The organism is Cytobacillus sp. FSL W8-0315 (genome assembly GCF_038002905.1).
In the GTDB taxonomy this organism is placed as follows: domain Bacteria; phylum Bacillota; class Bacilli; order Bacillales; family Cytobacillaceae; genus Cytobacillus; species Cytobacillus pseudoceanisediminis.
The window spans coordinates 1,044,177-1,066,452 of record NZ_JBBOOC010000001.1 but is presented as its reverse complement, the minus strand read 5'-3'; the positions used below and the strand labels follow the sequence as shown (position 1 = coordinate 1,066,452).

At 44.6% G+C, this 22,276-nt stretch carries 17 protein-coding genes; 1 reads left to right on the top strand and 16 read right to left on the bottom strand.

Annotated elements, in window-relative coordinates; translation table 11 throughout:
• Positions 1 to 10: 10 nt before the first annotated feature.
• From MKY20_RS05600 to MKY20_RS05555, 10 genes are all read right to left on the bottom strand, one after another.
• Positions 11 to 952, bottom strand: coding sequence for a 3-hydroxyacyl-CoA dehydrogenase family protein (locus MKY20_RS05600; protein WP_251174258.1), 942 nt, complete (start codon positions 950 to 952; stop codon positions 11 to 13).
• 441 nt (positions 953 to 1,393) lie between these two features.
• Positions 1,394 to 2,461 carry a M42 family metallopeptidase gene (locus MKY20_RS05595; protein ID WP_251174259.1) on the bottom strand — a complete coding sequence of 356 codons (1,068 nt, stop codon included), beginning with the start codon at positions 2,459 to 2,461 and terminating at the stop codon, positions 1,394 to 1,396.
• 60 nt (positions 2,462 to 2,521) lie between these two features.
• Complete coding sequence (locus MKY20_RS05590) at positions 2,522 to 4,138, bottom strand: ABC transporter substrate-binding protein (RefSeq protein ID WP_251174260.1); 1,617 nt, start codon at positions 4,136 to 4,138, stop codon at positions 2,522 to 2,524.
• Positions 4,139 to 4,495: 357 nt separating this feature from the next.
• Positions 4,496 to 5,761 carry a cytosine deaminase gene (locus MKY20_RS05585; protein WP_251174261.1) on the bottom strand — a complete coding sequence of 422 codons (1,266 nt, stop codon included), beginning with the start codon at positions 5,759 to 5,761 and terminating at the stop codon, positions 4,496 to 4,498.
• Positions 5,751 to 7,019 (bottom strand): cytosine permease, encoded by a 1,269-nt coding sequence (gene codB / locus MKY20_RS05580; RefSeq protein ID WP_009332129.1) that lies wholly within the window; start codon positions 7,017 to 7,019, stop codon positions 5,751 to 5,753. The genes MKY20_RS05585 and codB overlap by 11 nt, the downstream gene beginning before the upstream one ends.
• A gap of 540 nt (positions 7,020 to 7,559) precedes the next feature.
• On the bottom strand, positions 7,560 to 8,987 hold the full coding sequence (locus tag MKY20_RS05575) for an amidase (protein ID WP_251174262.1): 1,428 nt from the start codon (positions 8,985 to 8,987) through the stop codon (positions 7,560 to 7,562).
• Positions 8,988 to 9,072: 85 nt separating this feature from the next.
• Positions 9,073 to 9,786 (bottom strand): small-conductance mechanosensitive channel, encoded by a 714-nt coding sequence (locus MKY20_RS05570; RefSeq protein ID WP_251174263.1) that lies wholly within the window; start codon positions 9,784 to 9,786, stop codon positions 9,073 to 9,075.
• A gap of 15 nt (positions 9,787 to 9,801) precedes the next feature.
• Positions 9,802 to 10,509: a DUF5058 family protein gene (locus MKY20_RS05565; RefSeq protein WP_251174264.1), complete on the bottom strand. Its 708-nt coding sequence runs from the start codon at positions 10,507 to 10,509 to the stop codon at positions 9,802 to 9,804.
• A gap of 20 nt (positions 10,510 to 10,529) precedes the next feature.
• Positions 10,530 to 11,744 carry a M20 family metallopeptidase gene (locus tag MKY20_RS05560; RefSeq protein ID WP_251174265.1) on the bottom strand — a complete coding sequence of 405 codons (1,215 nt, stop codon included), beginning with the start codon at positions 11,742 to 11,744 and terminating at the stop codon, positions 10,530 to 10,532.
• 82 nt (positions 11,745 to 11,826) lie between these two features.
• On the bottom strand, positions 11,827 to 13,083 hold the full coding sequence (locus MKY20_RS05555) for a Zn-dependent hydrolase (protein ID WP_341000631.1): 1,257 nt from the start codon (positions 13,081 to 13,083) through the stop codon (positions 11,827 to 11,829).
• Positions 13,084 to 13,314: 231 nt separating this feature from the next.
• On the opposite strand from MKY20_RS05555, the gene MKY20_RS05550 reads away from it, so the two are divergent.
• Positions 13,315 to 14,703: a sigma-54 interaction domain-containing protein gene (locus MKY20_RS05550; RefSeq protein ID WP_251174267.1), complete on the top strand. Its 1,389-nt coding sequence runs from the start codon at positions 13,315 to 13,317 to the stop codon at positions 14,701 to 14,703.
• 184 nt (positions 14,704 to 14,887) lie between these two features.
• On the opposite strand, the gene MKY20_RS05545 is transcribed toward MKY20_RS05550, so the two are convergent.
• From MKY20_RS05545 to MKY20_RS05520, 6 genes are all read right to left on the bottom strand, one after another.
• The gene (locus MKY20_RS05545) at positions 14,888 to 15,187 is read right to left on the bottom strand and encodes a SpoIIAA family protein (RefSeq protein ID WP_251174268.1); all 300 of its coding nucleotides are present in this window, start codon (positions 15,185 to 15,187) and stop codon (positions 14,888 to 14,890) included.
• Positions 15,188 to 15,451: 264 nt separating this feature from the next.
• Positions 15,452 to 16,342: an acyl-ACP desaturase gene (locus tag MKY20_RS05540; protein WP_251174269.1), complete on the bottom strand. Its 891-nt coding sequence runs from the start codon at positions 16,340 to 16,342 to the stop codon at positions 15,452 to 15,454.
• Between the two features lie 268 nt (positions 16,343 to 16,610).
• The gene (locus MKY20_RS05535) at positions 16,611 to 17,921 is read right to left on the bottom strand and encodes a hypothetical protein (RefSeq protein ID WP_019380687.1); all 1,311 of its coding nucleotides are present in this window, start codon (positions 17,919 to 17,921) and stop codon (positions 16,611 to 16,613) included.
• A 21-nt stretch (positions 17,922 to 17,942) separates the two neighbouring features.
• Positions 17,943 to 19,181, bottom strand: coding sequence for a M20 family metallo-hydrolase (locus tag MKY20_RS05530; protein ID WP_251174270.1), 1,239 nt, complete (start codon positions 19,179 to 19,181; stop codon positions 17,943 to 17,945).
• A gap of 63 nt (positions 19,182 to 19,244) precedes the next feature.
• Entirely contained in the window at positions 19,245 to 20,519 is a 1,275-nt protein-coding gene (locus MKY20_RS05525) for a M20 family metallo-hydrolase (protein ID WP_251174271.1), read from the bottom strand.
• 20 nt (positions 20,520 to 20,539) lie between these two features.
• Positions 20,540 to 22,087 (bottom strand): AbgT family transporter, encoded by a 1,548-nt coding sequence (locus tag MKY20_RS05520; RefSeq protein ID WP_251174272.1) that lies wholly within the window; start codon positions 22,085 to 22,087, stop codon positions 20,540 to 20,542.
• Between the last annotated feature and the right edge of the window lie 189 nt (positions 22,088 to 22,276).

Below are 22,276 nucleotides of genomic sequence, written 5' to 3'. Positions count from 1 at the left end.
CATTCCTCCATCAGATTAATTGGATTCCCAGATCCTTTTTCAAAAAGCGGATCAGCTCTTCTTCCCTCTTCTGGTTGTATTGTTTGGAAAAATCCTCATCCCACTTGTAGTAGCCTTCACCCGATTTATCGCCGAGCTTCTGTTCTTCTACAAGCTTCTTTAAAATCGGCAGGGATTCCTCAGCACTGGATAAATGCTGGAACAGATAATCAGAGATGGCCGAGAAGACATCCAGTCCGCCCATATCGGCCGTCATCAGCGGGCCAGAAACCGGCAGCCTGCGTCCAATTCCGTAAGTAACTGCATCATCAATATCTTCTTTGCTCGCGATGCCTTCCTCCAGAAGATACTGGGCTTCGCGGAAGAGTGCATATTGAAGGCGATTGCCGACAAAACCGGGAATTTCCTTTTTCACTTCAATCGGCTTTTTCTTCATTTGCTTTAAAATCTGAAAAGATCTTTCCACAGCTTCATCGCCAGTCTTCTCACCCCGTACGACCTCTACGAGAGGAATCAGATGAGCCGGGTTCCAGAAGTGCGTCACCACTGTCCGTTCCGGATATACTGTCTCGGAGGCAATCTCCGTTGGACTAAGGCCGGAAGTATTGCTGGCCAGAATGACATCTGGAGCACAAAGAGCGTCAAGACGCTTAAATAAGTCAATCTTTAATTGAATGTTTTCCGGTACAGCTTCAATTACAAAAGTAGCATCTGTGACCGCTTCTTCAACAGATACGGTCATTTTAATATTTTCCTGAATTTGGGCAGCTTCCGAATCGGATAAAATACCGTTATTGAGCATAACCTCAAGCTTCTTCAGCATATTGGTCCAGCCCTGTTCCAGGTCGGCGTCACTAATGCCCTGCATTTTCACACTCAGTCCGGCCCAGGCCGCATTAAGCGCAATGGAATGGCCCATCGTGCCGCACCCAAGTACAGCTATTCTCTCCATTCGCTCACCAACTTTCTGAAATTTCTACTTTTTGAATACGTATTCAATATACTATGTAAGCGCTATAATTTCAAGTTAAAATACTAAATTATGAAATTGTTTTGTGCTTCTCTCATCCGGGAATGCAGTGTTTGCAGGGGTTTCCCCGGTCCAATCAAACGTTTGATTGATTTTAACAAAATGACTGAGAGATCAATCCCTGCCAGGCCGCTGCTTGGGGGACAGGTTGACTGTCCCCTTTCCCGTGAATGTGAACATTACTAATAGAAACGGGAAACCCGCAAATAGAATAGCTCATTTTGCAAATAGATTGCTTGAATCTGCATATAGAATGACCAAACCTGCATATAGAGGGGAGAATTCCGCAAATAGGCCGTTTCGCACGACTGCTTTTATAAAAAAAAGACAGAGAGCTTGATCCCCCTGTCTTCTCTTATATGATTATGTATCTAAAAACGTCTTTCCCTTCAGCTGATCCAATGTCACAACAAAGTCGTGCAGCAGTTTGTAGGAGTTCTCCATATCATCCAAGTCGACTACTTCTATAGGAGTATGAGTATAACGGGATGGGATTGATATAACACCCGTTGTGACGCCTTTATTGGTCATATGTATGGCTCCGGCATCAGTTCCAATTCCCATGAAGACTTCATGCTGATATGGAATATTCCCTTCTATCGCCACTTTTTCGAGGTGCTGCGTGACAAGCGGATGGGCAATCAGTGATTTATCAGCGATTTTGATGCAAGGGCCGCTGCCAAGGCTTCTCGTGCCTGTCATTAGGACATCAAATGTGTCGCTGGTTGGGGTTGTATCAAGTGCCAGCGCAAAGTCAGGATCTACGGCAGCAGATACAACGGAAGCCCCTCTCAATCCTACTTCCTCCTGAACCGTAAATGCCCCGTAGATGTCGCCATGCTGTGTCCCATTTCTTCCGATGTTTTGAAGTAAGCGGATCAGTAGTGCGCAGCCTGCCCGGTCGTCCAAGGCTTTGCCAATAACACGGTTATTTCCTATTTTTTTGAACTCTGTGCCATAGCTGATGGGCTGTCCAACCTTTATTCCCATTTCCGCGGCTTCTTCTGCTGTGCGGGCTCCAATATCAATATAAAGATCACGGTGGCTGGAAATGCGTTTTGGATCATCCCATTTCACATAGTGGGCTGAAATGGTTCCGATCACTCCATCCACAGTGCCATTTTCAGAACGGATCTTAATTGGCAATGATAAAAGGATCCGGTCATCGAATCCGCCTAGTTTTTCAAATCGGATTAACCCATTGTCTTCAATCTTTTTTACAATAAATCCAATTTCATCGGTGTGAGCTGCAATGACTAAAGAAGGGAAATCCGCGCTGTTCCCTTTCTTTTTCACAATCAGGTTTCCTACCGGATCGACGTGGTATTCATCTACATAATCCTTCACTTCATTTAAGATAAATCTTTGAACATCCTGTTCAAAACCGCTGGAACCCACAATATCACACAGGCCTTTCAATAATTCATACACAGTGAAACCCTCCCATTAATTTGAAAAGAAATCCCCCGCGTTTGCAGGGGCTTCTTGCTGTTAATTCGTCAGGTAAACCTTCGTAAAATCATCATCCTCCATTGGGTGTGCAGTGAATCCCTGGACATAGCCTGCCATTGCGATTGGCGGTGTTGTATGTGCAAGAGTCACCCATGGGGCATCCTTGTGGAAAATTTCCTGAGCCTGCTCGTAAAGCTTTGCACGTTCGTCCTGATCAAATGTTACACGGGCATCCTGCAAAAGCTTCGTGAATTCTTCGTTTTCATAGAACGCACGGTTGCTGGCAGGTTTAGCAGTATTCGTTGCACTCAGGTTCGGGAAAAGGAAGTTATCCGGATCGGCCATAACGCCTGTCCAGCCGTATAATCCCATTGGGTGTTCCCCGTTTCCTGACTTTTGAAGGTACGTTGCCCATTCATAGGTAACGATTTCTGTTTCAATGCCGATTTTCTTCAGGTCTGCCTGAATAGCTTCTGCCACCTTCATTGGCTGCGGCATATATGGTCTTGGATTGCTCATTGCCCAAAGCTGGGTTTTGAATCCATCTGGATATCCTGCTTCTGCCAATAGTTTTTTCGCTTCTTCCACATTGAATTTGTAGTCTTCAATGCTGTCATTATAGCCCCACAGCACAGATGGGAATGGATTTTTTGCTACCTCTGCATAACCATTATAGAAAGCATCCACAATGGCTTGTTTATCAATTGCCATATTGACCGCCTGACGTACTTTTACATCATCGAAAGGTGCCATTTGCGTATTGAGAACCATGTAGCCAATGTTAAAGCTTGGGCGCTTTACAAGACTAAGCTGTGAATCGGCTTCTATAGTTGTTGCATCATCGGGGTTTAAGCCATCGATGATATCTACTTCACCAGCTTGAAGTGCAGTCAGGCGTGAAGAATTCTCAGGGATAACCCTGAAGATCAGCTCATCAAGATATGGCCCTTCACCTGCATAATTTTCATTTTTCTTCAGTACTATTTTGTCATTGTGCTTCCAGCTATCAAATACGAAAGGACCTGTTCCTACTGGATTTTCTGAGAACTTGTCACCGTGCTTTTCAATCGCGGCCGGACTGGCAATTCCAAACATAGGAATAGCTAAGTAGCTGATAAACGGAGCTGTCTTTTCAGTTAATTTAAACTCAACTGTGGATTCATCCACTGCTTTTACATACTCGATTTTATGGTTTGGATCGCCTTTAAAGCCCCCATATAAGAACGGATAGTATGGAAAATCCCCTTTATGGTAGGGGTTTTCGGGATCCATCCATCGGTCGAAATTAAACACGACTGCATCTGCATTAAAATCTGTTCCATCCTGGAACTTAATGCCCTTTTTAAGGGTAATGGTCCAGGTCATTCCATCATCAGAGACTTTGTAAGACTCCGCTAATCCTGGCTGGACTTCAAGATTTTCGTCATATACAAACAAGGTTTCAAAGATATTGCTTGTTACACGGATGGACTCTCCATCTGTTACATTGATTGGGTCCAGCCCAATAGCGTCAGCACCCCGGGCATAAATTAATGAACCTCCCTCTTTTGGTTCACTGCTGTTGCCTGATGCTTCTTCACCGCCTCCGGAACATGCTGAAAGCAGCAATGAAAGAATCAGTAAAATGCTTAATGCTAGTGAAGATTTGCCTTTCATCGTTATTTTCCCCCTTGTGTTTTTTATGTAAGCGGAGCTGAAAAATCAGATGCCGCTATTTCCAATAGCAAAAGATGACTGACTAAATTTTATATATTTTGATTTTTCATATTTTTAATAAAAATTAGTATATCTTAGATTAACGAAATATTCTACTATATTTTCAGAGTCGAAATATATAGTATCGGGATTTATCCTTTGTTACTCTATTTGTAAACGTTTACATTCAATTCCTGTGTTTTATAATAATTTTTTTTACATTTAATAGTAAAAGAAAACTATTAATATAAAAATATATTCATTTCCCTCACAACATAAAAAGACTGACCCAGTCAGCCTGAGCCAGTCTTCTAGCTATCATTTATGAAAGTTTACTTTCTCTTTTATCTCCCCAAACATCACAGATGTCTCGCTTGGTTTCGTTTCAGCAATTACTTTTCCATTTCTTATGGAATACTTGACAGCCGCCTGACGCCTGATCGCTTCATACTCATTTTCCTCATCAAGAATGATCAGGTTGGCCGGTTTCCCCTCTTCAATTCCATATTTCTCTTCAATATTTAATGTTTTGGCACTATTATTTGTAATCAGGTCGAAGGAGTTAACAATTTGTTCGTAGCCCATCAGCTGTGACACATGGATGCCCATGTGGAGCACCTGCAGCATATTGCCGGTGCCAAGCGGATACCATGGATCAAAGATGTCGTCATGGCCGAAGCTTACGTTAAGCCCTGCTTCAAGCAGTTCTTTTACTCTTGTAATCCCTCTGCGCTTCGGATACGTATCAAAGCGCCCCTGAAGATGGATGTTTACGAGCGGGTTGGCGACAAAATTAATGTTTGATAGCTTTAACAGTCTGAACAGCTTGTAGGTATAAGCATCATTATACGAGCCCATTGCCGTTGTATGGCTGGCTGTTACCCGGCTGCCCAATCCGCGTTCATAGGCTTCCGCAGCCACTACTTCCACAAAACGCGACTGCTCATCATCGATTTCATCGCAATGGATGTCGACAAGGCGGTCATATTTTTCAGCAAGGTCAAAGGCAGTTTTCATAGAAGCAACGCCGTATTCTCTTGTGAATTCGAAATGAGGAATGCCTCCTACCACATCTGCGCCCATTTTCAGTGCTTCCTCCATGAGCTCCGCACCGCTTGGATAAGAATTGATCCCCTCCTGCGGGAAGGCTACAAGCTGGAGGTCCACATAGTCAGACATTTCTTCTTTAACTTCTAAAAGGGCTTTTAAAGCAGTCAGAGTGGGATCTGTTACATCCACATGGGTGCGGACATGCTGAATCCCCTGGGCGATCTGCCATTTCAATGCTGTTTTTGCCCTTGTTTTTACATCTTCATGTGTGAGGGTTTCTTTTCTTTGTGCCCATCTTTGAATGCCTTCAAATAACGTTCCGCTCTGGTTCCATTCGGGCTCTCCGGCTGTCAGGGTTGTATCCAGATGAATATGGGGCTCGATGAAGGGTGCCGAAGCCAGGGATCCTGCAGCATCAAGGATTTCCTGGCCCGCTTCCGCTTCCCCTTGTGATAAGCTATGAATCTTTCCATCTTTAATCGTTATATTCCAAAAGCCTTCACGGCCTCTTAGTTTCGCATTTTTAATAATCACTTCTTAATTCCCCTTCCCTGACTGTCTTCTTACCTTGTAAAGCAGCAGCCAATTTTGATACTAGGACAAATGTTACGGCTGATCCTAACAGCGAGTTGATTGGCGGGATTCCCGGCACAAAATTTGCAATGGCCACGCCGGCTGCCCATGCTAGGATGGCGATCCAGTTAACAGCCTTAAACTTCATATCTGCAAACTTCTTATACTCTCCGCGATTCACGATAAAGTAATCTGCTAAGATGATAGCCCCGATGGATGGCAGCGTCGATCCCAGAATTGTCAAGAACCCGACAAAGTTGTTGTACAGCCACATGGCCGCAATCGTTCCGATAATCCCGTTGAAGATGACAACCTTTCCTTTTCGGATCTTCAAAATGCTCGCAAACCCTAAGCCTGATGCATATAAAGCGTTATCGTTCGTTGTCCAGATATTTAAACCAAGGACCAGTATCGCCGGGAAAATCAGCTTTTGAATGAACATGACTTCTGAAATATCAGATTGCCCTGTTGCGATTGCACCAATTGCACCGAAGAGGAACATGATAGAGTTTCCGATGAAGAAGGCGATGACTGTTGATACTACTGCTGAACGTTTTGTATTTGAGAATCGCGCGAAGTCCGGAGTCAGCGTACCTGCACTGATAAACGAACCTACGCAAATCGTTAAAGCTGCTGCCAGACTAATGGCCTCTGTTGGCTGATATTGCATAAGCCCCTCCAGGCCGCCTGCTGTTTCTGTCGCTTTAAAAACCGAGAAGCTTCCTAGAATAGTGATTAAAGGGACAGCTACGAAGCTCAGGATTGCCAGTGCCTTCATGCCGAAGAAGGCTGTGCCTGTCATCAGCAGACCTGCTGCTGCAATCAGGAGATACGCATCAATTCCCGTTACTTTCTGAACCGGCAGCGCAAACATCGCTACCCCAACGCCAAACCACCCAACCTGAGTCGCAGCCAGCAAAAAGGATGATAGGTAAGATCCTTTTTCACCGAAGGCATAGCGGGTAAGCAGGTGCGTTGATAAGCCTGTCTTTGCGGCAATATAAGCAAGGGCTCCTGTATATGCACCTAAAATCAAGTTGCCTGCCAGAACGATTCCTATAAATTGAATGAACGTTAATCCTGTTCCAAGCGTTCCGCCTGACCACATGCTGGCTGAGAAGAAGGTCAGACCGAGCATCACCACAAGCATTTTCCAAAAACCGTTGCGATGCCCCTGGGGTACCGCCTCTAACGAAAAATCCAAATCTATTTTTTTCATACCAATTCCTCCATTCATTTTTTTGGACTGGTACCGAAGGATTTTCGATAGTAGTGGATGGAAAAAGAAAAAGGCTTCTCGCCGTTTTCCGACAAGAAGCCTTTTTCCTGCATGAAGAACCCATGGGCAGGCTGCACCTCACCCATTGGCATCATACTTCCGCTGTCCTTGTCAGCCTCACGGGACTGATTTAAAGGTACCAGTATTTAATTGTTTATAATTATTTCAGAAATATAGGAACCTGTCAACTCTGTGCTTAAGGAGTTTTCTTCTCCAGAGGGCTTTTTTCTACACACAATTTTGGTCTGCGCCTTCTATATCGGTCACTCCGCGGGGAATCAACTTCATACTGCAAGCATAGTAAAAAACTAAGGATTTTAAAAAAAAAAGAAACTAACCTTTAAGATTTTATACCATCTATATTCGACAATTTCACCACTAATTTCCCAGGAAAAGATTTATTTCTACACTGGCAAAAAGCAGGTTTCGACTGCTGGAAATATACAGAGCTGCTCCCCATGAGGAAGCAGCTCCGACTCTTTATGTCGTCTGTTCAATAGCAATTTGCGGACGTCTTTTCCCATAACCTGTAGCCTGTTCGAAGGCACGGCCGATTCTTAGGACCTCAAAGTCAGCTCTGTGTGGTCCCACGATTTGCAGGCCAATTGGAATGCCTTCTGCTGAAAATCCGCTTGGGACGGAGACAGATGGATTTCCTGCAGCGGAAATATAATAGCAGGACCGCATCCAGTCGATGTAATTTTCCATTTTCACTCCGTCAATTTCTGTTGGATATTCAATATTTACGTCAAATGCTGTAACCTGGCTAACTGGAAGGATAAGAGCATCATATTGATTAAAGAATTCACTCATACGGTTATATAAAAGCGCCCGGAGCCGCTCGGCGCGTCCCACATCCGGACCGCTCAGGCTTCTGCCCTTTTCAATGTTCCAGATGACACTCGGTTTAATCATTTCCCGGAATCGGTCAAAGATTTCGGAATAAGAAAGCTCGAACTCCCATGCTCGGAGCACTTGGAAAACTTCGTCTGCTTCCTTTAAATCCGGGCATCCTTCATCCACTATGCAACCTAGTCTCTCAAAGACTTTAACCTGTTCTTCAAGGTTGCTTCTTACCTCCGGATCGATTGGAAGAAGGCCTCCAAAATCAGCAGAATAAGCAATGCGCAGGCCCTTTATATCAGACTGAGCTTCCTCAAGAAACCTGAAACCTGGCTCCTCAATGGCAAGGGGGGACTGGCCATCAGGTCCGGCAATTACGGAGAGCATAAAAAAGGCGTCATCTACATTGCGTGTTATCGGGCCCTGCACAGCCAGAGGCGAGTAGAGCGCCGTTCTGGAAAATGGAATACGCCCTGGGGAAGGCCTCAGCCCAACCACATTGTTAAAGCAGGCAGGATTTCTTAAGGATCCTCCCATATCACTTCCATCCGCAAAAGGAATCATTCCGCTTGCCACTGCAGCCGCTGCTCCTCCACTGCTGCCGCCTGCTGTTTTGCTTAGATCATAAGGGTTTCTGGTAGAGCCAAACAGCTCATTGAAGGTGTGAGAGCCTGCTGCAAATTCAGGAACGTTTGTTTTTCCGACCACAATGGCTCCTGCCTTCCGCAGCCTTTCAACGATCAGATCATCCGCACTTGGATAATGGTCCCGGAAAATCAAGGATCCGCTTGTTGCCGGAAAACCAACAGCATTGTGAGTATCCTTTATAGCGATCGGAAGTCCATGGAAAGGTCCGGATAGCTTACCTGCATCAAGCATTTTATCCGCCTTGTCTGCTTCCTTTAACGCCAATTCCTCATTAAGTGACACAATTGCATTTACCTTTGGATTTACCCGCTGAATTTGTGCCAGGTGTGCTTCCATCACTTCCCGGACGGATAAATCCCGTTCTTGAATCATCCTGGCAAGATTACGCGCAGAATTAAAACAAAGTTCTCTCTCCATATCAATAACCGCTCCCCTATATTCATATTTGACTCAGGAAATCCCCCTCCAATCTTAATTCGAAGGGGGTTACAGCTGTGAAAGCTTACTCCGGCGCACCGCTTTTTGATTTTTCAATAAAGAGAACGACAGCAATAGTAATGGCCACACAAAGAACGATTTTGATTAAGCTGAAAATCGGCGCAAACAGTACAGCCATACCGATTACGAAAGCAACCAATCCATACAGAGGCTTTTTAAGGGCAAATTGCCCTAAAACCCCTCCGTAAATTGCAGGCAAAATGAATTGAAGGGCATTTTGGACGGATTGCGGAATGATAGTCAGGATAAACGAACCGCTTAACACAACCGCGATGATAATGACAATGTTTGTTAAGGAAGCGACAGCAATCCCCAGCGTACCAGCAACCTCCGCTTTTTTTGTACCGGGCTCTGCTCCAATTGACTCCTGAGCGGCTGCTGAACACGGAAGACACATGTTGGCGATATTACCGGTCAAAAACGCAATATAGGTTCCGGATTTCCCAAGCACCGGATAATAAGTTATGGGCTCAAGAAACCACATGATCCCGATAAAGGCTGCATATCCGATCAATCCCCCTGCAATGGCTCCCCAGCCTGGATGGTAGCCCAGTATGAATGAAAAATAGATCGGCGGCACAAAAGACATTACAATCAGCATCCAAAGAGTGGTTTGCCCCCAAAAATCGGACTTGCCATGGAATCCCTGCATGCTCATGGTTGTTTGTCTTACTTCAATCTTTGCTTCCGTCACTCCAGCTTTCGTCGGTACTGACATAATACATCCCCTTTCTTAAATAAGTGTTGTCAGATAGCTGATAGTCAATGCGATGACAAGTGAAATGCCCAGCGCCCATTCCTGCAGCCAGCGGATTTCCCGTTTTTTTGCAAATGTAAGAATAACCATCATCGATACGCCTGCTGCTATGGCAGCAACCGTCTCACTATACCCCTTCACCATTTGCTGACTGGCAAGGTAAGCAAATGCTCCAAGCATTGCAGCTGTCGACACGATGGTCATCATTTTGGCATTTTTGCTGACAATTTTCTTTTCCACTTTCCCCAGTGATTTTGTCGCGAGAGCAGTAAAAATCAGCCAGCCCGTTCCCCCAAGGCACATGGTCCAAACAACAGTCGTAAATGCCTTCAAACCAAAATCAGGGGAATTCAGCTCTACACCATATGCATTAGCCCCAATACCAGCTGCGGTCAATTCAGTTGCAGCTGAGCCTATGATTCCTATCCTCATCAATGTGAACGGTCCACCAAGGACGGCAATAAGGGAGATAATGACCACTGCAATTCCGAAAGAAGGTCCTAAACTGCTGATAAAGCCTGTTCTCAAGGCCCTTTTTGTTTCATCCTTTGTCATACCGATGTTTGGGGCTGTCTGGGAAGCGATCCGGATGAAAATCAGAGCCTGAAAAATGACGATAGCTACAACTATGCTGGCAAAAATCCATACCGGAGTGCTATTGGCAAACCTTAAAACCTCATCCATATCTATGACCTCCTATTTTTTTAATTAGACTGAACTTCAGCAGGCTTGCGTTCAGCAGCGCCTTCATCAGACAGATAATCGAACACTGCGGAAATAAGCACTTTCCCAATATCAATCATGGAACGTTCATCCACATCAAAGCGCGGATGGTGATGGGGAAATTCCTCAATCTCTTCTGAATTTCCTCCAACAAAGAAGAAGGTTCCGGGAACCTTTTGCAGATAATACGCAAAATCCTCCATGCCCATTTGCGCCGGCATGTGAATGACATTTTCTTCGCCCACAATCTTTCCGGCCAGCCTTTCAACCCTTTTTGTTTCATCGGGATGATTTTTTACAGCCGGATAGCCTCTGACATATTCATACTTGGCGGTTGCCCCTAAAGCCTTACAGGTCGAGTGGGCAATTTCCCCTATCAAGCTTTCAATCATGCTGCGGACATCTTCATCAAACGTCCGGACTGTTCCGGTAATCCTGGCTTTGTCTGGAATGACATTAAATCCGTTACCGCTGTTAAAAGCTGCTACAGACACGACTGCTGTTTTCACAGGATCCACCTTCCTTGCCACAACCTGCTGAAGATTTGAAATGAGCTGGCATCCTGCTGCAATTGGATCAACGGTCAAATGCGGCGTCGCAGCATGTCCGCCCTTTCCAAATATATTAATCTCAAAGGTATCTCCCGCTGCCATGGCATCGCCTTCCCTTACGCCGATCGTGCCTGTCCGATTGGTGGACCAGACATGGGCACCATAGATGACGTCTGCGCCATCAAGACATCCATCTTCAATCATTGACTTCGCCCCGCCTGGAATCACTTCTTCAGCAAATTGATGAATAAACAGGACATTTCCTTTCAGCTGATCTTTCACTTCGGATAATGTTTTGGCCACGCCCAGGAGAGCTGCGGTATGAATATCATGTCCGCAAGCATGCATAACTCCCGGGATTCGGGATTTGTATTCCACTTCATTTTCTTCCTGAATCGGAAGAGCATCAAAATCCGCACGCAATGCAACCGTCTTCCCAGGCTTACCGCCCTTCAATAATCCTGTTACCCCTCTTCCGCCAACGTTCCTTTTCACTTCCAATCCCAAATTTTCAAGAAAGCATGCCACTTTCTCAGGCGTATTCACCTCATGATGGGAAAGCTCCGGATACATGTGAAGATCCCTTCTAAAACTCACCATCTCCGGATAAATCTCTTGTAATCTTTCAAATAGCTTTTCTGTCATTTTCTTCATCTCCTATAAAATATTTAATATTAAAAATTATCTGTAAAATGAAAAATGTAAAAAAGAGAGAAAAGCAGGTATTTTAGATCTTCTGCTTTTCCGTTTTTTTGCATGCCAGCTTTCTCACGACATTCAGCAATAAATCACAGCCTGCCTTAAGGTCTATTTCACTTGTATACTCCTCAGGGCAATGGCTTTTTCCTCCCTTGCTCGGAATAAAAATCATACCTATATCAGTCAATCCGCTTAACATTGCTGTATCATGTACAGCACCGCTATTCAGCTTTAAATAATCAAATCTCTTCTCGATTGCCGTTTCCTCAATCTTTTCAATAAGCCGGGATGAAAGCTTAACTGTTCTGGATTCGCCAACCAGCTCGATTGTGCATTTTAACGAGTGCTCATCAGATACCTCTTTAACCTTTTGAGCAAGCTTCCCGGAAACAATTTCTACTCCTTTAGCTTCAACATCTCTGATGTCCACATAGAATTCGACTTCCTGAGGAATCACGTTTGGAATATTTGGCCTGCACTCTATTTTCCCGACTGTTGCCACTGTTGACTGTAATACATCATTTTTAGCAGTTTTTCGAATTTGGGAGATGATTTCAGCTGCACCAGCCATTGGATCTGATCTTAAATCCATTGGAGTGGTCCCTGCATGATTCGAATCTCCCTCAATTGTCACCTTATACGTTCTCATACCGGCAATAGCCTGGACAATTCCAATTGATTTTTGCTGGCTTTCAAGTATCTGTCCCTGTTCGATATGCAGCTCAATCATGGCGTCTATTTCTCCTCTTTGGAGAATATCTCTTTCTGCTTGATTAATTTCAAGCCCAAAATCTTTAGCTGTTTCGTAAACAGACTTTCCCTTTGCATTCTTAATTGTCTTTAATTCTTCCAAACTATATTTTCCGGCAAACACTTTACTGCCAAGCATGGTTATGCCAAAATTGGAGCCTTCTTCTTCTGCGAAGCTTACCAATTCAATTGGCTGCTGCAATTCTGCCTTCTCTTCTTTTAATACTCTTATAATTTCCAGTGCAGCTAATACACCCGTTAACCCGTCGTATTTCCCTCCATTTTTCACAGTATCGTGATGAGAACCAATCATAATGGAAGGCCTATTCAGTTCTTTTCCGTATGTAGCCCTAATATTTCCGATGGCATCAACCTTTACGTCCATCCCCAGCTCCTCCATCCGGGCAAAAAGATATTCTCTGACTCTCTGATCCTCTTTACTGTACGAGAATCTCGTACAGCCATTGCCCGGCGTACTGGTAAAACCTACTATGTTTTCAAAATCGTTCATCAGCCGGCTGAGATTGATCTCCAACCAAACTCCCCCTTTCTATTAAAATGTTTTTTACCCCTGGCATTGCTCATGTTGTCAATGGTATAATTTTTAGAAAATTAAAAATGGTTATTTAAATCTAGGTTGCAAGAAGCATGCCAACTTTAATCCATTGATTTTCACTGTATTTATTGGTCTGTCCTTTTGTTGGTGATGAAAAATATCATCAAAATCTGATGAATTTAATCATCAAGCGAATAAGTGGGGGTTTTTATGGAGAATAATCAGCTGGAAACATATAAGCAAGCCTTTGAGGATTTAAACTTCATTTTGGATACAACCCATAGCGCAATCACCATTACAAACGGTGAAGGGGTATTTACCAGAATCAGCAAATCCTGTGAGAAAATTTTCGGTGTACCAGAATCTGAACTGGTTGGAAAAAATGCCTTTATACTTGAAGAACAAGGTTTTTTCAGCATTTCAGTCACCTGCGAAGTGATCCGCAAGAAAAGAAGGGTCACCATTATACAGAAAACAGCTGCCAATAAAACGGTCCTGGTAACCGGCACTCCCATTTTTAATAGGGAAAAAAAGATTGAGAAAATTATTAACATCTCAAAGGATATTACCGAAACGGATAAGCTGGCCTCTGACCTTAAAAGACTTCAGGCAGAGCATGAGTGGATGAAACAGGAATTAATGAAAAGAACTCAGCTGGAAAGGGGCAAAGTGGCCTCTGAAAGTCCGGATATGAAAAAAATCATTGAATTGGTTCATCATATCGCCAATATGGAAGCAACCGTTTTATTATTGGGAGAAACCGGTGTCGGAAAAGGGTATATGGCCGATATGATTCATTCTGTCAGCAATCGCAAGGACCGGCCCTTTATTTCCATCAATTGCGGGGCCATACCTGAAAACCTGCTCGAATCAGAGCTTTTCGGTTATGAAAAGGGGGCGTTCACAGGTGCACTAAAGGATGGAAAAAAAGGGCTGTTTGAAACTGCCGGCAGCGGCACCATTTTCCTGGATGAAATCGGAGACATGCCTGTGAGCCTGCAGGTGAAGCTTCTGCATGTTCTGGATGATCGTACTGTAAGAAGAATCGGGGGAACGGCATCTTTTAAAGTAGACTGCAGAATCATTGCAGCCACCAATAAGGATATTAAGGAGCTGGTGAGGGCCGGCCAATTCCGCGAGGACCTCTTTTACAGGCTGAACGTTGTGCCCATTACGATCCCTTCACTAAGAGAGCGTAAGGAAGACCTGCTTTTCCTCGCCAAAATGTTTCTTGACAGCATGAATAATAAATATAAGATGAAAAAGACCTTCTCCGAAGAAGCCATCAGGGCGCTATATGATTACAACTACCCCGGAAATATAAGAGAACTGCAAAATATGATTGAAAGACTGGTCATTAACACAATAGGGGATACGATCGAAGCCGAAAAAATCCTCGAAATGACCGAAGCCTCAAGTCCCAACACCCAAAGCGAAGAATTCACCCCCCTGAAAGAAGCGGTGGATCAATTAGAAAGGAACATGCTATTAACCGCTTTCCAAAAGTATAAAACCACCAGAAGAGTGGCCGAAGCCTTAAAGATTGACCAATCGACGGTTGTAAAAAAGGCCAAGAAACTGAAGGTGCATGAACGATAGAGTCTCGTGCACTAATTGTCTTTGGATGCACACAAAAGGCCGGCTCACTGGAAACCGGCCCTTTTAACATTTCCTTATTCCATTTCCGGATTGCAAAGGGAATCCATCAAATGTATGGATAACCTCTCACTCCTTAATCCAAGTCCAGGCTTCCTCAAGCTGATGGCCTTCAAAGTATTCAACTTTAATGCCAGGCAGGTAGTTTGTAAGCTTGGGAAACAGTTCCTATCCAGTCTTTGTCACTGACAACAGCGAATTTATTAAACTGTTTCCATCTTTTTATATCAAATTCTATTCCTTCCGCTGCTCCTTGGAAGGTTGTTCCGTCTACATCCGTCATGATGGCTAGAATATTGAATTTCTGGTCACCTTTAAAATTTTCTCTCACGTATTGATCCAGTTTTTCAGCATCTTCCTTGGTCGCATTCCCATTGAAAGCGAGGGCAATTGTAGAGGGAGAGCGGGATTCTATGAATTGCAGCATAATGATTACCTCCAGGTTGTTTTATTGAGGTAATTTCCCGATTCATAGGAATGCAAAACTATCGGTGAGGAGCTTTTTATTGGAAATAGGGTACTATTTGCAGGTTTTTGCTCTCTATTTGCAAGACTGTTATTCTATTTGCAGAATTGAATACTTTATTTGCAAGACTTTCCTTCTATTTGCAGATTGGAAAACTCAATTTGTAGCGTTCACAATTCGGTTCTTTTCAAACAAAAAAAGAACCAGCCCCGCCGGTTCTACAAATTATTTCTTGCTGTAAAACCGATCCCTCACCCTTTTTAAGCGAGCATGATAGTTTAGGATATCAAGTCTTGCTTTCTCTGCTTCAGGTGCAATCGGCCTCAGCTTTTCAATTTCCCAATACTCTATAATGACATCCAGGACCTGATCAAAATATTCAAGCGGGCCATAATTGGCCTCTTTTGCGATGATAGCCATCCGATCTTCAAAGTCCGGCATGACAGCACCTGGCATTTTAAAGTTCATGATGACGTTCCCCAGATAGTAGCAATAATTAGGTTCCAATTGCAGGTGATATTTAATAACGTCCCTGTAAAAAGCATAATGAAGGGTCTCATCTTTAGCCAATCGCCTCAGCAAGCTGGATAAATCCTTATCATGAGGCCCTGCCACCTTCGCCACATTATAGTAAAACACCATGGTGGCCAGCTCCTGCATGGAGGTATAAACCATCGTTTCAAATGGCGTATGGAAATCAGGATTCCATCCATTTTCCACTGTTTGCTTATGTAGCTGGTGAAGCCTGCCCGGATGGACATTACGAGTGATTAACAAATAGGTTTCTAGCAGATTGGAGTGCTGATCCTCTTCCGCTGTCCATGTATGCACAAATTCCTTAATGACACTCAATGAACCTCTAAATGTCTGGTCCAAATAAGAGGTGAACCATGGGAGATTCACTTCTGTTAATAGTGCTGTCTCCACAGCGGTAATGACGGACTCCGGGAGTGTCACCTGACTCTCATCCCAGGGAACACGGCGGAAATCCTGCGCTTTATCCCATGGGAGAAACTCGTGATATCCCCAGTCTATTTTTTCAGCACGTTTCTTATGCTCTTCATACAATTCCCTTACCTTAGGCTCCAGACGAAAATCGAGATGATTTGTTAACAAGTTTAGACCTCCATTACAAATGGTTTGCCATTCCAGAATTTATAACTAACTATTATGACCTAGTAATAAGTTAACTATATCACATAAGCCCTTTAACTTACTAATTAAAAGTCGAATTTTCAGGAAATTAGGACTTTAAACACGACACGTTTCCATTTTCTTATATATAACGGCAATCCAATTCCAATTTATAGCTCTGCCGTTATTGACTTTACAAAAAAAGAAGAAAGCCTAAGCCTCCTCCTTAAAACAAACCCTTTTATCCATTTTATAGCTTCAACTCATAAACCTTCCGCGGCCGCCCGCGCTGCCCAGGCTGTTCTTCACCCGTCACTTTGGCAAGCCCCAGCCGTTCGAGCTCCGCCATAATCCTCCTCGAATTGCGTTCTGTGTTTTTCAGCCATCTTGAGACTTCCTGCGCAGTGACAATATTTTTTTGATAGTGCCTTGATAGGTATTCGATTTTGGATACGATTGCCGGATTGATTTTGGCGCCCTTAAAGCGTTCTTCCCATTCCTCTCCCCAAATGCGGTGCTGGTAGGAGACCGCCTCTTCGCCGCATTCAGAAAGGTGTTCCTTAATTTGTTTGGTTTCATCGACACTAACCACAGGCGAAGCTTTCTGATCCCGGGCATATTGGAGGGCGAGCCGGACATTTTGCTCTGCATCATATGCTGTCAGCCCGTAGCCGACACCGATTCTCACCTTCAGCTTGCTGTGGATTTTCGCTTCTTCTATTAGAGAGTACATGGAGGCTTCCTGAAAATGCATTTCCATTTCGCCCCGGGTTGTATAAATAAAGAATAGACCATCCCCGATCTGCACAAAGGAGCCTTGGACTTTTTCCGCATAATCAAGCATGACCTGCTTGATTTCCAGCTCATGCCGCTTCATTTCATAGGTGAAATGCTGCTCTTCCAGTGAGCTTGCAGAGTGAACGACTTCCATTCCCATAATCGCTATCTGGGAGCGCTTATACCAATTGGACTGGCCTCTTTCCCTTAGGTAGCGGAGTACAAGTTTAATGGCGACAGGGGAAGGGACCACCCGGTAGCATGGGATTCCCTGTTCCCTCAGCCGGTCATGTACCTCCTGGACACAAGTCAATGCGACCTCCGTCTTCCCTTCCTCAAAAAGCTTCTTATGAAAACGGATTATTTCCTCTGCCGGCTCGTATTCATTGTAGGAAAAAGTATGGATGTTTAAGTCCCCTAAAAAGTATGTATTCTTTAGTATATCAAGCTCCGATTCCTGAATGGTGTCCAGGCTTGCCTGCTGAAATCCGCCTTCCCTGATATGCGCTTCAAGGAGTGTTCCCAGAAGGCTGGAGCCATATAGTGGGGGATAATGCGCGTTTTCTTCTCCGATCAGCCCTTTTGAACGCGCGTAATAATAAGGAGCCTGTCCGGAGAAAAACCATAAATCGATTTCCGTTTTATGTTCCCTGATAATTTTTTCCGTTTCTTTTGTTTCCTTATAAATGTATGGAATCATCTCAAGCTCGCTGTATTCACGCGATAAGGCAAGAATGTGTCCAACGGAGTCTCCCGGCCCCACTACCCCAACGCGAATCTTCATTCTTTTCCACCTGCTTCTTCTTTATATGCTTGTTTCATTTTTTAAATATTGAGCGATAATCTCTGTTCCCATTCTCAGATCTTCAATAGAGGCAAACTCCTCAGGATGGTGGCTGAGCCCATTTTTGCAGGGAATGAATAAAAGCCCTGAAGGCCATTTGGCCGCCATATTCATGACATCATGGCCAGCACCGCTTTCAAGCACCAAGGCTTTGTATCCTAAAGTTTCACCTGATTGCTGTAATTTCCGCATCACTGCCTCATCCAGCTGAACGGATGGATTATGAACAAGCGTTTTTACTTCTATTTTAACACCAAAAGATTCAGAAAGCTGAAGACATTTTTCTCGGATGAGCTCCTCCATTTCTTTTTTCAGCGAATCTTCCACACTGCGGATATCGACTCCAAGCTCAACCGTTCCGGGAATCACATTCATGGCGTTCGGCTTTAGTTCAAAGGTGCTTGCTGTCGCTACAATCGGCACCGCATTGGAAGCCGATAAAGAAAGAGCTGTCTCTGATATGAATGAAACGAGAGGTGCAGCCGCTACAAAGGCATCCTTTCGTTTGCCCATCGGCGTCGTTCCTGTGTGCCCCATCTGTCCATTGATGATTACCTTTAAACGGATTGGGCAGGCAACTGCCGTCACTGCTCCAAAGTCTGCACCGGCATCTTCAATTCTGGTCCCCTGCTCTATGTGAAGCTCAATAAAACTTTTTAGAGCTGACTCCGGCCGTTCAGCCTTTTCAATAGCTTCCCACGACAAACCCATGCCCTCGACTGCCTGACGGATGGTGATGCCATCCTCATCCGTTACATCTTCCACTTCGCTCTTATTAAGCAGGCCGCTCATAGCCTTGCTGCCAATGGTTGATACGCCAAAACGGGATGATTCCTCCGATGCAAAACAAATGACTTCAATGGGTGAAGCAGGTTCGAATCCTTCTTCTTTCAATTTCTTTACGGCAGCCAGACCGCAGAGGACACCGGCCACACCATCATAGCCACCTCCGCCTTTGACCGTATCCACATGAGAACCTGTGGCAACAGCAGGTGAGGAATCTTCAGCTTCCCAGCGGGCAATAGCATTCCCCGCTTCATCTCTTCGAACCTTCAACCCCATATCCTCTGCAATGGAAACAAATACATCAATGGCCCGCCATTCTTCTTCCGTGTAGCCTAACCGGCAGAACCCTTTAGCCTGGTTCATGCTGTCTGTTAAATTTAACGCTTTCAGATACTTATCCAACCATTCATTCATTTTCAGCACTCCTCCCTGATCTCATGAAGAAAATGAGGCAGATTGCTCTGCCTCATCCATTTATTAGTTTAATTTTTTTATAGATTCAAACAGCAGCCGGACGGCATTTAGCATTGTGCCCTCATTAATATCAAACTTTTCGTTATGATGGCCTGCAGCCAGTTCTGTACCGAAAATGCAGTATGTGGCCTGACCTCCATTTTGCTGAACACGCTCCATGAAGAAGGTTGCATCCTCTGAGCCCGCAGGTGAATCATCTTCAAGAATACTTTCCTTTATATAGGAAGCTTCTTGTGCACAGGCATGCAAGACGGATGCCAGCTCTTTTGAACCTTGAGCACTAATGGCCTCGCCCACAGTACGAATCTCGTATTCTACGCCATACATTTGGGCTGATCCTGCGATAACAGCTTCGGCCTGGGCTTTGACATATTCGTTAATTTTTGTCGTTTCCCCGCGTGTTTCTATCTTCAGCACAGCTTTATCTGCGATGATATTTCGGCCTGAGCCTGCATGCATTTCACCCACGTTGATGCGGGTTGCCCCTTCTGAATGACGCGGAATAGCGTAAATATTCAGGGCAGCAGAAGCGGCGGCGAGCAAAGCGTTTTTACCCTCTTCCGGATTTCCGCCTGCATGGGAAGATACTCCTTTAAACGTTACATCAAGTTTTGACGTAGCCAGGAATCCGTTTTTTGATGCCACAAAATGTCCATCTGGAACTCCTGTACCGACATGTGAGGCAATTAAATAATCCACATCATCGACAACTCCTGCTTCGGACATCGAACGAGCCCCGCGGGTGCCTTCCTCGGCAGGCTGAAAAATCAATTTGATTTTCCCCTTAAGGCTGTCTTTATTTTCAGCAATTAAGTTTGCCAGGCCAAGCCCGATGGTTGTATGTGCATCGTGTCCGCAGGCATGCATGGTGTTTGGAACTGCAGACCTGAATCCTTCTTTTTGCGGAAAATGGCTGTCTGCCTCTGATTCATGGATCGGCAATGCATCCATATCAACACGGAATGCAATCACCGGGCCATCCTTTTTAGTATCCATTGTTGCGACAATGCCTGTATAGCCGTCTGTAAAAGCTTCGATATATTCTTTTTTCGCACCGTTTTCGAGAGCCCATCGATAATGTGCGGCTGTTTCCTCTTGATTCGGCTTCCCCATAAAATAATCAGCTGCCATTACCTTCCTGCCCATTTCCAGCTGGAATCCAAGGTCATCCAGGATCGATGCGACAATGGAGGCTGTCCGCATTTCCAGGAATCCTCCCTCTGGATAGCGGTGAAAATCACGCCGCCACTCTTTTAATTGATTTTCAAGATTACTCACTTTTTAACCACATCCTATTCTTATAGATAAGGACCGATTCCCGGACCAAACGGGATTCCAAAGAAGACGAACACTAAAAGCATAATGATCCACGTGATCAGGAACGTAACCGAGTACGGAAGCATTAATGAAATGAATGTTCCAATTCCCGCTTTTTTATCATACTTCTGCATAAACGACAGGGCGATAACCATATATGGCATCATCGGTGTCACGATATTCGTAGATGAATCTGCTACACGGTATGCCACTTGCGTGAATGCAGGGTGATAGCCAAGCTGCATAAACATTGGCACAAACACAGGTGCTTCAAGCGCCCACTTTGCTGAACCCGAAGTGATCAGGAAGTTCAAGGAAGCTGTAAAAATGATGTAGCCAATAATCAATCCGATTCCGGTGAACTCCACGTCCTTCAGGAATTCTGCCCCATTTACCGCTACCCATGTAGCGATATTGGACCAGCTGAAGTATGCGATGAATTGGGCGATTGCGAAGATTAAGACAATATAGGACGCCATATCCTTCATCGATTCAGCCATAAAGTTGGCAACATCTTTACTGCTCTTAATGTTTCCAACCGTAATACCATATACAGTACCAATAATGATGAAGAAGAACAGAATAATTGGAATAATGCCATCCAGGAATGGAGATGGAACAAGTCCGCCATCTTCATTGGTTAACGGGCTGTTTGGTATAAGGATCGTTCCCACAATAAGGGCAATATAGGCAAACCCGGCAATGGCTGCATTCCGCAAAGCCTTGCCGGCATTAGGCGGATCTTCAGCAATAGCTTCCTTTACCTCATCGCCTTTATATTCTCCAAGACGCGGTTCAATGAATTTCGTCGTAACAAGTCCGCCGACAATGGTTAAAACAAATACAGAAACAATATTAAAATACCAGTTATCAATTGGCGTAACGACAATATTCTCGTCTATAATCTTGGCAGCTTCTGTTGAAATCCCTGCCAAAAGTGCGTCCGTTCCCGCAATCAGCAGGTTTGCGGTAAACCCGGCACCCGCTGATGCATATCCTGCAGCCAATCCGGCAATCGGGTTACGGCCGATTTTATAGAAAACCATTGCAGCAAGCGGCGGCACCAGAACCATCGCAGCATCTGAAGCGATATTCCCCATAATACCGACAAACACAACTGTATACGTGATTAATGCAGGCGGTGATTTTAAAATCGTTTTCTTAATGGCATAATCCAGCATGCCGACTTTCTCAGCAAGACCGATCCCGAGCATCATGGACAGAACCAGGCCAAGCGGAGCGAACCCGGTGAAGTTATCAAGCATGGATGTCAGGATGAAATTCAGGCCTTCTGCAGATGCCAGGTTCTTAACTTCCAGCTCCTCTCCAGATCCGGGATGGACAACAGTAGCCCCAAAGGCGCTAAAGATTGCTGAAACAATAATCACAAGCACTGCGAGCCCGGCAAATAATATAAATGGATCCGGGAGCTTGTTGCCGACCTTCTCAACTCCATTGAGGAATCTCTGGGCAATCCCTGTTTTTTTATTTTCTGTTACCACTTTCTGTCCTTGTTTTTCTGTTTTCATATACTCCCCTCGCTTTTCTGTTTTTTTTGTATTTTCTTAAGTTTGAGTGTAGACGATGCTTTCCGCTGCGGCGGCCAGGTTCGGACTTGCTGTTCCCGATTTCTGCTTCTATTGTCCGAAGCGGCGCCTGGTTCGGACTCACTCTCCCTATTTTCCGCTTCTTCTGTCCGAAGTGACGCTAAGTTCGGA